This window comes from Streptomyces sp. NRRL F-5650 (assembly GCF_000721365.1).
GTDB classification, from domain to species: Bacteria; Actinomycetota; Actinomycetes; order Streptomycetales; family Streptomycetaceae; genus Streptomyces; species Streptomyces ardesiacus.
On sequence record NZ_JOGV01000003.1, the window covers coordinates 64,462 to 76,512 of the forward strand.

The following is a 12,051-nucleotide window of genomic DNA, read 5'->3' on the forward strand; positions in this document are numbered from 1 at the left end:
TCACGCGCCGGGCGTCAGGCCCAGCAGCCGTTCACGGTCGCGGCGAGGCCGTCCATGGCGTCCTTGATGTCGCTCGGGTCGGCCGTCGAGTTGTTCTCGATGAAGGAGAAGATCCGCCAGTCGCCGTCGTCGGTCCGCGTGACACCGCTCAGGGCGATGGCGCCGGTGAGCGTGCCGGTCTTCGCCTGCACCTTGCCGATGGCGCACTCGGAGTTGGGGTCGTCGAAGCGGCCCCACTCCGGGCCCAGGCTGGCACCGGCCTCGCCGGCGACCGGCAGGCCCTCCAGGATCGAGCCCAGGGCGGGGGACTCCGTGATCGCGTCGAGGAGCTGGGCGAGGGTCGCGGCCGGGATGCGGTCGGCGCGGGAGAGGCCGCTGCCGTCGTGCATCTCGAAGTTGTCGAGGGAGATGCCGTACGAGCTGAGCACCTGGCGGACCAGCGCGGTGCCGCCCTCGAACGTGCCCGGCTTGCCCAGCTCCACCGCGGTCATCCGCAGCAGGGTCTCGGCGATGTTGTTGTCGCTGGTCTTGAGCATCTTCTTGACGATCTCCGACAGCGGCGCCGACTTGTGCTGCGCCACCGGGACGTCGGACTGCTTCGCCGTCGTGCGGGACACTTCGCCGCCGACCGTGATGCCCTGCGCGGCGAGCTTCTCGGCGAAGACCTTGCCCGCGTCGATCGACGTGTCCTGGACGGCGGCGCCGTCCACGACCAGCGAACGGACCGGCGCGACCTCGGTGGGGTAGTAGCCCTCGTTCCAGCCCTCGGCGAGGCTCGGGGCGGCGAACAGGCTGTCGTCCACCCGGACCTCGACGTCCGTCCGGCCCGCCGCCTTCAGCCCGTCGGCCGCGGTCCTGGCCAGCTCGGCGACGTCCTCACTCGTGAGGGTGCGGTCGCCGCCGCCGACGAGGGTGAGGGTGCCCTCGCCGTACACGACCTTGGTGGTGAACTCGTGGTTCGCGCCGAGCAGCGTGAGGGCCGTGGTGGCCGTGGCGAGCTTGGCGTTGGAGGCCGGCATGAGGGCCGTCGAGCCGTTGTGGTCCCACAGGGCGGTGTCCGACTCGGCGTCGAGCACGACGCCGCTGACGTCGGTGCCCAGCCGCTCGTCGGCAAGGCGCTCGTTGAGGTTCTTGACGAGCTGCGCGTCGTCGGCGGAGAGGTCGTCGACCGAAATGCCCTGCGCCTGGGCGGAGTTGCCGTCGGCGGCGAAGGCCGAGGTCCCGGCCAGCGTGGCGGAGGCCACGGGCACGGCCATCGCGAGCACGAGGGCCCGTCGCGCGCCGACGCGGCTCACTCTCGCCCTGCGGTGCCTGCGCCGACCGCCCGGCGTGAAGGTTTGGGTGGGGGTTTCGTCTGGCGTACCAGTCATGAAGTGAAGTCCAAAGATCGGTTACTTCGGTCTGTGGGGGTGAAGCGCTGGGCACGCTACCAGCCGTCATATGAACGGCCGGGACGGAAATCGACGGGGTGTGAATGTTGTGCGACCGAATTGGGGAAGGACTTTCCGGGCGCCTCCGGGAGAGGGTTTTTCCCGGTGCCTCACGGGCCTATTCCGTTGCCCTTTCGGGCGCCGGGGAGGAGGAGTCCGGGGCATCGTCCCGCCACAGGGCACGCAACACCCCGCCGCCGAACACCGCGAGGGCCACCACCGACCCGGCGGCGACGACCCGCCCGAGGCCCGAACCCGTCCCGCTCACCGGAACCGCGGCGGCGCCCACCACGACGCCCGCTCCCGCACAGGCGGCGACCGCCTCGGCCCAGACGCGGGCCCTCCCGCGTCCCCAACGCCACGGCCACGTCTCGCTCGTCACCAGGTAGGCGACCAGCAGAACGACCACACCGGCGCCTTCCCACCGGGGCGGGTCCGCGAAGGCCGCGATCACGACGACGGCACAGGCGAGCAGCGTGGTCCGTTGGCGCAGCAGCCGGCGGGTCCACCAGAAGAAGTGCAGCGAGGGCCGCTGGTCCACGGCGGGCGCCGCCCACGCGGCGACGACGACCGCGCAGCCGAGCAGGACCGCCTGCCCGGCCGTGGTCACCGTCGCCCACGGCCGCCACGCCGTCACCACGGCCGCCACCGCGACGACCCGGACCGGCAGGGTGCCGATCCAGTAGCCCAGGTACTCCCGGACGCCCACCCGCGTGTCCCGTGCCGTCATCCCGCGCGCCCCCTCCCGCCGACCCGCCCCGACAGCAGCGGCGCCAGCGCCGTGTCCAACGACTCGCCCGCGGGGCGCCGGAGCACCGGCACCCCGCTGTCCCGCAGGGCGAACCGCATCGCGTCGCGCTCCGCACGCCACAGGCGCAGGCCCAACGCGCCCGCCTCGTCGCCGGGTTCCACCTGCGGGTCGCCGCTCGGGATCTCCACGACGACCGGACGGCGGCCCCGCGCCTGGAGGTCACGCAGCACCGACAGGATCCGCGCGTCGCTGAGCGGCGTGAACACGTACACGAGCGCGCCCTCCGGCAGCGCGGGCGGCGGGACCTGCTCCAGCCCGTCCCCGCCGAAGCTGCGGTCCTTGCGGACGTCGAGGACGCTCTCGACGATGCGGTAGAACGTCGCGTCCCCGGTGCCCGGCGCGAGCCAGCGGGTGGTGCCGCCGGTCGAGACGACCCCCACCCGGTCGTGGGTGCGCAGGTAGGCACGGGTGAGCCCGGCGGCGGCGCGTACCGTCTCGTCCAGCGAGGACAGGCCGGTCACCGGGTCGAGGACGTCCCCGAACGCGTCGAGCAGCATCACCGTGTCGGCGGCCCGCTCGGCGGCGAACCGGTGCAGTTGCACGGACCCGCGCCGGGTCGTCGACGGCCAGTGGATGCGCCGCTGCCGCTCCCCGGGAACCCACGGCCCCACCCCGATGACCTCGACGCCCTCCCCGGACTGCGGGGTGGCGTGCTCGCCGAGCCGCTGCGGCAGCCGCACCGGGATCGGCGTGAACCTCGCCTGCGCGGGGTGCGGGAACACGGACACCTCGGCGGCCTCGACGCGCACGGTGCGGCGCACGGTGCCGCCGGGGTCGTACACGTCGAGGTCGACCGGGCCGAGCGACCAGCGGCCCCAGGTCAGCGCCGTGTGACGCAGGGTAACCGAGGAGCGGCCGACGACCACGTCGTCGAGGCGCAGGCCGGGGCCGAGCGTGACCCCGGGGTCGAGGCGTACCGCGTCCCCGTCGTGGGCCACCTCGATGCGGACGGTGACCGTGTCGCCCTCGAAGCAGCGCCTCGGCTCGACGGTCACCGACGTCTCGACGCGGCGGGCGTGGGCGCGGGGCAGCGCCAGGGCGAGCAGCACCAGCGGCGCCGCCGCGAGCGCGAGCAGCCACGCCCGGCCAAAGAGCAGCGCGGCGGCCAGCGCCACGGCGGCCACGGTCAGCAGGCGCAGCGTGCGCTCGCCCGGCCGCGGCCCGCCGGGCGGCGGCGACGGCGGCTGTGCCGGGGAGGTACGGCCCTCCAGCGCGCGCACCACTGCCGCGTTCGGCCGGGGCCGAGGGGCGGCGGCAGCGGGGACCGGCGCGGGTGGGGTCACGACGGCACCGCGGCCGTACGCCGCGTGGTCGGCGTACCGACGCTGTCGACGATCTCGCGCAGCACGTCGTCCGTGGACGTCTCGTGCACCCACATCTCCGGCCGCAGCGACACCCGGTGGGCCAGCGCGGGCACCGCCAGGTCCTTGACGTCCTCCGGGACGACGTAGTCGCGGCCGTCCAGCACGGCGCGGGCGCGCGCGAGCTGGACCAGGGCGAGTCCGCCGCGCGGCGAGGCGCCGATGCTGATGCGGGGGTGGTCGCGGGTCGCGCCGACGAGCGCGACGGCGTACTCCAGCAGGTCGTCGTCGATCTCCACCCGCTCCACGACGGCCCGCCAGGCCACCACGTCGTCCGGTCCCGCGAGCGGTTCGAGCACGGCCTCGGGCGCCGCCCGGTCGATCCGGGCCCGCAGCATCGCCAGCTCCTCCCGGGCGGCCAGGTACCCCATCCGCACCCGCAACTGGAACCGGTCGAGCTGGGCCTCGGGGAGGGAGTACGTGCCCTCGTACTCCACCGGGTTGGCGGTCGCGATCACCAGGAACGGGTCGGCGAGCGGCCGGGTCGCGCCGTCCACCGTCACCTGCGACTCGGCCATCGCCTCCAGCAGCGCCGCCTGCGTCTTGGGCGGCGTCCGGTTGATCTCGTCGGCGAGCAGGAGGTGCGTGAAGACCGGGCCGGGGTGGAACACCATCTCGCCGGTGCGCTGGTCGTACAGCGGCGTGCCGGTGACGTCGGAGGGCAGCAGGTCGGGCGTGAACTGGATGCGGCGGAAGTCCAGGCCGAGCGTGGTGGCGAAGGAGCGCGCGAGCAGCGTCTTGCCGAGACCCGGCAGGTCCTCGACCAGGACGTGCCCGCCGGCCAGCACGGCCAGCATCACGTGTTCGAGCGCCTGCGGCTTGCCGACGACGGCACGGCCGATCTCGCGCAGTACGGCACCGGCCTGCTCGCCGACCTGTTCTGCGGTGCGGAGCCCGGGCGTGGAGGCAGTCGTCACTTCGCTTCGTCCTTACCTGTACGGGGGTCACGGGGGCGGGGTGTGCCCAGTGCTTCGAGCCGGTCGACGAGACGGCGCAGGACGTCGACGGGCACCTCGCCCTTGGATCCGGCGCCCGGCGGCACGGGCCCCAGCCACGGCCACAGGTCGGGGCCGATCAACTCGGCCGCCCGCTCGGGCTGGTGCTCCAGGGACACGTGGTGGTGCTCGGCGAGCACGGCGGCGTAGAGGTGACGCAGCTCGGGCCGGAGCACCGCGCGGTAGTAGGTGGTGCCGTCGGGTCCGGTGGAGGTGACCACGTTCCGGCGCCACTCGCCCATGCCCGGCACTCGAGTCTGCAACAGCCGCACCTCGTCCCGGTGGCCGGAGTCGAGGGTGCCCGCCCCGACGGCGTACCGGGCGACGAGCAGGGCCGCGGCGACGAGCAGCGCCACCAGGGCGCCCGCCGCCTCCGGGCCGTCCAGGAGCAGGACGAGCAGGGCGCCCGAGCCTGCGACCGCGCCCGCGAGCGCTCCGAGCCGGCGCAGGGTGAACACGTCCGGCCCCCTGCGCGGGGCTCCTTCCGCGGACCGGTTCATCGCCGGGCCTCCGGGGCCGGAGCCGTTCCGGTGTCCGCGCCCGTGCCGGCGCCCGTGTCCGCTCCCGCTCCCGCTCCCGCGTCACGGAGCAGGGAGGCGATCTCCTCCAGGGCGGCGGCCGCGGCCTCGCGGTGGGTGCCGTCCATCGGGTGCGAGGAGTAACGGGCCTCGCGGAAGAGGGCGGTGAGGCGCGGAGCGGCCGGCCCCGGGGTGAAGCCCGCGTCGGCCGCCCGGGTGAGCAGGTCCGCGGGGCTGTCGGAAGCGTGCCGCGGTACGCCGGACGCCACCAGGGCGTCCTCCATCGCGGCGTAACAGGCGATGACGGCCGCCCGGGCGTCGTCGGCGCCGGCCAGGGCGCGGCGGCCCGAGTCCACGGCGGACAGCAGCAGCCGCGCGTCGTCGTCCCCCGCCACGACGCCCGCCGGGCCGGGGCGCTGCGGCACCCTCAGCCCGAACCGGCGCAGCCGCCGTACGACGGCCACCACGACGAGGACGACGACGACCGCGGCCAGTACGGCGAGCACGGCGTACACCGGCAGGGCGGAGTGCTCCGAGGGCTCTCGCGGGGGCCGTGGGGGCGGGGGAGTGACGGCGAGGGACGGCAAGGGCGCCGGTTCCGTCTCGAGGGCCGGCGGCGCACCGGTCGTGCCGCCGCCGGTGGAGAACCGGTGCAGGACGACGGCCAGGACGCCGACGACGCCCGCCGCGGCGAACAGCAGTCGTGCGGCGGCGTCGCGCAGCCGCTCCTCGCGCGGGGGGAGGGAAAGACGGCCGGCGCCGAACCGGTGGCGGAGATCCCGGACGACCGTCCAGACACCGAGCGTCCAGGCCCCGGCCGCGAGGATCGTCACGAAGCCCATCCGGCCGAGCGGTCCCCTGCCCGAGTGCAGCAGCCCCTCCTCGGGCCGCAGCACGAGCGCGGCGACCGCGAGCGCCGCGACGACTCCGACGGCGACCACCGCCCCCGGCGCCGCGCGGTGTCCGGTCCGCTCCCCGTCCGCCATGCCGTCCACGCCCCCCGCCGAACCCGTCGCCCCCGAACGCCTGTTCAGTGCCATCCTGGCACATGTCGCACCCGCCGCCCCAGGGCGAGTCCGCCACGCGGTGGGTGGCTGCCGCGGGCAGGGCAGGGCAGGGCGGGCCGGCCGGTGCGGCGAGGGACGGCGGCACGCCTCCGTCGGCGTGCTCGCCGTGACGGTGTCACGGGCGTTCCGTGGTGGCCGTCCGTCAGGGTGACGAGGGCGGCGTCGCGATCGACCTGATCCCCTCCGGCCCCACCCGGCAGCAGCCCCCGACCAACCGGGCCCCGGCAGCCCGCCACTGACGCACCAGCCGCGGGGAGAACCGCGAACGCCCCCGCCACGCCCGGGAGTCCGGGTCCCACGTCTCCCCGCTGTTGGGATAGGCGACGACCGGCTTCCCGGTGACGCGGGCGGCGGTCTCGACCGCGCCGGTCACGTCCTCGGGAGCACAGCAGTTGACGCCCACCGCGACCACCTCCTCCGCGTCGGCGGCCAGGGCGAAGGCATCCTCCAGCGGCTGACCGGCGCGCGTGCGGTCCCCCGCGACGGTGTACGACAGCCACGCGGGCACCCCCAGCCCGCGCACCGCCCTCAGCAGCGCCGCCGCCTCGTCGGTGTCCGGGACCGTCTCCAGCGCGAGGACGTCCGGACGGGCCGCGGCCAGGACCTCCAGGCGGGGGCGGTGGAAGCGCTCCAGTTCGTCCACGCCCAGGCCGTACCGTCCCCGGTACTCGGAGCCGTCGGCGAGCATCGCCCCGTACGGGCCCGCCGACGCGGCCACCCACAGGCGGCGCCCCGGCGTTCCCGCCCGCGCCCGGCGGGCCGCCTCCCGTGCCGACTCCACGCTGAGCGCGAGCAGTTGGGCGGCCCACTCCCGGTCGATGCCGCGCCGGGCGAAGCCCTCGAAGGTGGCCTGGTAGCTGGAGGTGATGGCCACGTCCGCGCCCGCCTCGAAGTAGGCGAGGTGGGCCCGCGTGATCGCCTCGGGGTCCTCGGCGAGCAGCCGGGCCGACCACAGCTCGTCGCCCAGGTCGTGCCCGGCCGCCTCCAACTGGTTGGACAGCCCGCCGTCGAGCACGAGCGGGCCCGCGGCGAGGGCGTCGGCGAAGTCGCTGGTCATGGCTTCGAGGCTACGTCGTTCCCCCGCGCCGGGGCGTCTTGTCCCCCGTGCGAGCTACAGGCAGGTGTCCACCGTGAGGTGACGATCTCCGGCCCCCCGGTCCGTAGCGTCCTTGTCATCGCCCGGGGCACCGAAGTCCCGGGCCCGACCGAGGAGTCACCGTGAGATTCGTCTGGCAGTTCCTGGCCGTGCTGGCGGCCTACGCCCTCAGCGGAGTGGCCATCCAGGCGGTGCAGGACAACGACTGGCTCACCCTGGTCGTCGGCCTCACGGCGTCCGCCCTGATGGTGTTCGTGTACGCCTGGGTGGTACGGCGGACCGAGCACCGGCAGGCCCTGGACGTGGCCCGGGAGGGCGCCGTCGCCAAGACCGCCTGGGGTGTGCTGATCGGCGTCGGGATGTTCTCGGCCGTCATCACGAACCTCTTCGCCTCCGGGTACTACGACGTCCACGGGGTGGGCTCGGTGCAGGGCGCGGTCGGGCTGGTCGGCTTCATGGCCGGAGCCGCCGTCACGGAGGAGATCGTGTACCGCGGGGTGCTGTTCCGGATCGTCGAGGAGCACATCGGCACCTACCTCGCGCTGGGCCTGACCGGCCTCGTCTTCGGGCTCTCGCACCTGCTCAACGAGGACGCGACCCTGTGGGGCGCCGTGGCCATCGCCATCGAGGCCGGGTTCATGCTCGCCGCGGCGTACGCCGCGACCCGCAACCTGTGGCTGACGATCGGCGTGCACTTCGGCTGGAACTTCGCCGCGGGCGGCATCTTCAGCACCGTCGTCTCCGGCAACGGCAGCAGCAAGGGTCTGCTGGACACCACCATGTCGGGTCCCGAGCTGCTCACCGGCGGCGACTTCGGCCCCGAGGGCAGCGTGTACTCGGTCGGCTTCGGGGCCCTGCTCACGCTGGTGTTCCTGTGGCTGGCGCACCGGCGCGGGAACATCGTGCGGTTTGGCTCCCGGCGGCGTGCCGCGGGCGTCAACTCCGCCGCTACACTTCCCCGGTGATCGATCGCCGAAGGTCCCTGGAGCGGTGGCGCCGCCTCGACGTCACGGTCCGGGACCTCCCGCTCGGGGTGCTGTTCCTCGTCGCGTCCCTGCTGCCGGCGCTCCGCGGCCACGGCACGGACCTCGGCGGACTGCCGACCCGCCCCGCCGACGCGCTGACCGTCGTGGCGGCCGCCCTCCAGGGCCTCTCCCTGGCCGTGCGCCGGCGGTGGACGCTCGTCTGCCTGGCCCTGGTCTCGCTGGGCTTCGCCCTCGACCAACTGCGCGGCTACCACCTGTTCGCCGGCACCGCGCTCCCCATCGCGCTGATCAGCGCGGGCGCCTACCTGGAGAAGTACCGGCGCTCGGCACAGGTCGTGGCGACCCTGGCGTACGTGGGTCTGGCCGTGGGGCTGAACGCGCGTGGCGGCGACGAATCGCCGGTCGAGTACGTGACGTTCTACCTGCTGCTCGCCCTGACGTGGGGCATCGGCGCGTGGCTGCGCTCCGCCCGCGCCGCGGAGGCCGAGCGCCGCAGCCGGGTCGCCGAGGACGCCCGCAACGCCGAACGGGCCCGGATCGCCCGCGAGTTGCACGACGTGGTGACCCACCACGTGACGGCGATGGTCGTCCAGTCCGAGGCGGCCCGCTACCTGACCGCCGCCCCGGACCGGCTCGACGAGACGCTGGCCGCGGTCAGCGACACCGGCCGCCGCGCCATCACCGACCTGCGGCACCTGCTCGACCTGCTCAACCCGGACCACGGCACCGCCGAGCCCAGGACGCCCCCCGTCGGCCGGGTCCTCACCCTGGTCGAGCAGACGCGCCGGGCCGGACAGCCGGTGGAGTTCACCGAGGAGGGCACCCCGGCGACGGCCACCGGAAGCTCCGACCTCGTGGCCTACCGCGTCGTGCAGGAGGCCCTGACCAACGCCCTCAAGTACGACCACGGCGCCAGGACCTCGGTCCTGGTGCGCCACGGAGAAAGAGAGATCACGGTGGAAGTGGGCACGGACGGCTCCGGCACGGGGGCCGCGTCCCCGGGCGGCAGCGGGCGGGGCCTGGCCGGACTGCGGGAACGCGTCGACGTCCTGGGCGGCGAGTTCAGCACGGAGCGCCCGACGGGCGGCGGATTCGTCGTCCGGGCCCGGATACCCGGGGGGAGCGCGGCATGAGCGCACCGGTCCGGGTCGTGATCTGCGACGACCAGGCACTGATCCGCACCGGTCTGGCGACCATCGTCGACGCCCAGCCCGACCTGGAGGTGGTCGGCGAGTGCGGGGACGGGCGCACCGGCGTCGACCTGGCCCGCGAACTGCGCCCGGACGTCGTGGTGATGGACATCCGTATGCCGGTGCTCGACGGCCTCGAAGCCACCCGCCTGCTGGCCGGCGCCGGGGTGGAGCACCCCGTCAAGGTGCTCGTCGTCACGACGTTCAACCTCGACGAGTACGTCTACGAGGCACTGCGCGCGGGCGCGAGCGGCTTCCTGCTCAAGGACGCGCCCCCCGACCGGCTCCTGCACGGCATCCGCACCGTGGCCATGGGCGCGGCGCTCCTCGATCCCGACGTGACCCGCCGCCTCGTGGGCCGCTACGCCGCCCGCATCCGGCCTGCCGAGGGCACCACCCGGGACATCCCGCTCACCCCGCGCGAGATGGAGGTCCTGCGGCTGATCGCCGACGGCCTGTCCAACAGCGAGATCGCCGCGGCCCTCGTGATCAGCCCTGAGACCGTCAAGACCTTCGTCTCCCGCATCCTCACCAAGCTCGACCTGCGCGACCGCGTCCAGGCGGTCGTCTTCGCCTACCGGCACGGGCTGGTGACCTGAGGCGCGGGCGTCCACCGGGGTGCCGACCGGAACACTTCGGCCGGTGCCGAAGCGACCGGCGCCTAGCGTACGGGACATGACCGACACACCCACCGCCACCAGCACCCTCACCGCCACCAGCACCCCCACGCCCGCCGCCGCCGTCACCGGCGCGGTCGACCACGTCCTTTCCCTGGCCGTCACCTGGACCCACTGGGACGGGCGGCCCGCGCACGTCGACGGCCGCGTGTACACCCCGCACAAGGCGATCCGGCGGGTCGCCGATCACCTGGTCGACCATCTCGCCGAACTGGAGGCCCGGCTGGCGGGGGAGGCGACCGAGCCCGACCACTGGCACGCCTCGACGGTCACCACGGACGCCGACCGGGCCCGCTTCACCGGCGAGGACCTGGACGAGGCGCGCAGCCGCCTCACCCGGCTCGCCCGGATCTGGGCCCTCCGCCTCGACGCGCTCACCGACGAGCAGCTCGACCACTCGCCCGGCGAGGGCTGGAGCTTCCGCGAACTCGCCGCCCACGTCTCGGAATCCGTGTACTACGCCGACGCGGTGGGTGACCTGTCGTGACCGCGTTCGCCGAACTCCACCGGCCCGGCGAGCCCCTGCTCCTGCCCTGCGCCTGGGACCACGCCTGCGCACTCGCCCTCGCCGGGCTCGGGTTCCGCGCCGTCGGCACCACCAGCCTCGGTGTCGCGGCGGCGGCCGGTCTTCCCGACGGCGCGGCGGCGACCCGGGACGAGACGCTGCGGCTGGCCCTCGTCCTCGGCTCGGCGCCCTTCCTGCTCTCCGTCGACATGGAGAGCGGATTCAGCGACGACCCGGACGAGGTGGGGGAGACGGCGCGGCACCTGGCCGCGGTCGGCGCCGTCGGGATCAACCTGGAGGACGCCCTGGGCCCGCCGGACCGGCACGCCGCGAAGATCGCCGCGGTACGGCGGGCCGCCCCCGGCCTGTTCGTCAACGCCCGTACGGACACCTACTGGTCGGGCGACGGCGACTGGTCCGACACCCTGCGGCGCCTGGACGCCTACCGCGAGGCCGGCGCCGACGGCGTCTTCGTCCCCGGCCTCACCGACCCCGCCCGCATCGCGTCCCTCACCGCCCGTTACGACGTCCCCCTCAACGTCCTGCACGCACCCGCGGGCCCCGCGCTGCCCCACCTGGCCGACCTCGGCGTGAGCCGCGTCAGCCTCGGGTCGCTGCTGTACCGCAGGGCCCTGGGAGCCGCCCTGGAGACGGCCGCCGGCATCCGGGCCGGCCGGGACCCGGGCGGCCCGGCACCCACGTACGACGAGGTGAGCGCGCTGACCGGCTAACCGCCGCTCCCGCCCCGCGGCCAGTTCTCCAGCGCCACGTGCAGGGCGTCGACCGCCTTGTCCCAGGACGCCTGGACGTCACGCGGGGCGCCGAAGCTCCCGGCGGCCTCCAGCGCGCAGTACCCGTGGAAGGCGGAGCGCAGCAGGCGTACGGCGTCGGTGAGGTCGGGTTCGCCCAGGCCGTAGGCGCGCAGCATGCCGTAGGTGATCTCGCCGGTGCGGCGCAGGGCGGGGGAGCCGGCCAACCGGGCCTGGTCGACGGGGATCTGGGTGGCGGCGTAGCGGCCGGGGTGGCGCAGGGCGTACGCCCGGTAGGCGCCCGCGAAGGCGGCCAGCGCCTCCTTCCCGGCCCGGCCGGCCACCGCCTCGGCGATCTCCTCGATCAGCTCGCCGCCGGCCAGCAGCGCCATCCGCTCCCGCAGGTCCCGCAGCCCGCGCACGTGCGTGTACAGACTCGCGTCCTTCACCCCGAGGCGCCGGGCCAGCGCGGAGACGGTCACGGTCTCGAACCCGGTCTCGTCGGCGAGGTCGGCGGCCGCGGTGACGACGCGGTCCGTGGTAAGGCCCGCTCGGGGCATGGGCCACCTTCCTGCAGCCTGGGATTCCAGGTTTCATGCTAGGGCAGGCCGGGCGGCAGGCACGGCTCACCCGGCAGTCGTTCAACGTTCACCTTCCGCGCCGATT

Annotated in this window: 13 protein-coding genes; 5 read left to right on the forward strand and 8 right to left on the reverse strand. The window is 74.8% G+C overall.

Annotated elements, in window-relative coordinates; all coding sequences use genetic code 11:
- Positions 1-14 precede the first annotated feature (14 nt).
- The 7 genes from dacB to mmuM form a co-directional block, all read right to left on the reverse strand.
- On the reverse strand, positions 15-1,370 hold the full coding sequence (gene dacB / locus IG88_RS0104755; protein WP_031035295.1) for a D-alanyl-D-alanine carboxypeptidase/D-alanyl-D-alanine-endopeptidase: 1,356 nt from the start codon (positions 1,368-1,370) through the stop codon (positions 15-17).
- Positions 1,371-1,548: 178 nt separating this feature from the next.
- Positions 1,549-2,160 carry a hypothetical protein gene (locus IG88_RS0104760; protein WP_031035297.1) on the reverse strand — a complete coding sequence of 204 codons (612 nt, stop codon included), beginning with the start codon at positions 2,158-2,160 and terminating at the stop codon, positions 1,549-1,551.
- A complete protein-coding gene (locus IG88_RS0104765) occupies positions 2,157-3,524 on the reverse strand; it encodes a DUF58 domain-containing protein (protein WP_031035299.1) in 1,368 nt (455 codons plus the stop codon). The genes IG88_RS0104760 and IG88_RS0104765 overlap by 4 nt, the downstream gene beginning before the upstream one ends.
- Positions 3,521-4,519, reverse strand: a complete 999-nt coding sequence (locus IG88_RS0104770; RefSeq protein WP_031035301.1) for an AAA family ATPase — start codon at positions 4,517-4,519, stop codon at positions 3,521-3,523. The genes IG88_RS0104765 and IG88_RS0104770 overlap by 4 nt, the downstream gene beginning before the upstream one ends.
- The gene (locus IG88_RS0104775; RefSeq protein WP_031035303.1) at positions 4,516-5,097 is read right to left on the reverse strand and encodes a hypothetical protein; all 582 of its coding nucleotides are present in this window, start codon (positions 5,095-5,097) and stop codon (positions 4,516-4,518) included. The genes IG88_RS0104770 and IG88_RS0104775 overlap by 4 nt, the downstream gene beginning before the upstream one ends.
- Positions 5,094-6,155, reverse strand: a complete 1,062-nt coding sequence (locus tag IG88_RS0104780) for a DUF4129 domain-containing protein (protein WP_234332001.1) — start codon at positions 6,153-6,155, stop codon at positions 5,094-5,096. Before IG88_RS0104780 ends, IG88_RS0104775 begins: the two co-directional genes overlap by 4 nt.
- 169 nt (positions 6,156-6,324) lie before the next feature.
- Positions 6,325-7,239 carry a homocysteine S-methyltransferase gene (mmuM, locus tag IG88_RS0104785; RefSeq protein WP_031035308.1) on the reverse strand — a complete coding sequence of 305 codons (915 nt, stop codon included), beginning with the start codon at positions 7,237-7,239 and terminating at the stop codon, positions 6,325-6,327.
- 161 nt (positions 7,240-7,400) lie between these two features.
- On the opposite strand from mmuM, the gene IG88_RS0104790 reads away from it, so the two are divergent.
- From IG88_RS0104790 to IG88_RS0104810, 5 genes are all read left to right on the forward strand, one after another.
- Positions 7,401-8,243, forward strand: coding sequence for a CPBP family intramembrane glutamic endopeptidase (locus tag IG88_RS0104790; RefSeq protein WP_031035310.1), 843 nt, complete (start codon positions 7,401-7,403; stop codon positions 8,241-8,243).
- On the forward strand, positions 8,240-9,397 hold the full coding sequence (locus tag IG88_RS0104795; protein WP_031035312.1) for a sensor histidine kinase: 1,158 nt from the start codon (positions 8,240-8,242) through the stop codon (positions 9,395-9,397). The genes IG88_RS0104790 and IG88_RS0104795 overlap by 4 nt, the downstream gene beginning before the upstream one ends.
- Positions 9,394-10,053 (forward strand): response regulator, encoded by a 660-nt coding sequence (locus IG88_RS0104800; protein ID WP_031035315.1) that lies wholly within the window; start codon positions 9,394-9,396, stop codon positions 10,051-10,053. The genes IG88_RS0104795 and IG88_RS0104800 overlap by 4 nt, the downstream gene beginning before the upstream one ends.
- Positions 10,054-10,129: 76 nt before the next feature.
- Positions 10,130-10,618 (forward strand): hypothetical protein, encoded by a 489-nt coding sequence (locus IG88_RS0104805; RefSeq protein ID WP_031035317.1) that lies wholly within the window; start codon positions 10,130-10,132, stop codon positions 10,616-10,618.
- Positions 10,615-11,367 (forward strand): isocitrate lyase/PEP mutase family protein, encoded by a 753-nt coding sequence (locus IG88_RS0104810; RefSeq protein ID WP_031035320.1) that lies wholly within the window; start codon positions 10,615-10,617, stop codon positions 11,365-11,367. The genes IG88_RS0104805 and IG88_RS0104810 overlap by 4 nt, the downstream gene beginning before the upstream one ends.
- On the opposite strand, the gene IG88_RS0104815 is transcribed toward IG88_RS0104810, so the two are convergent.
- Positions 11,364-11,945, reverse strand: coding sequence for a TetR/AcrR family transcriptional regulator (locus IG88_RS0104815; protein WP_031035323.1), 582 nt, complete (start codon positions 11,943-11,945; stop codon positions 11,364-11,366). The two genes, IG88_RS0104810 and IG88_RS0104815, sit on opposite strands and share 4 nt — an antisense overlap.
- Positions 11,946-12,051: the final 106 nt, after the last annotated feature.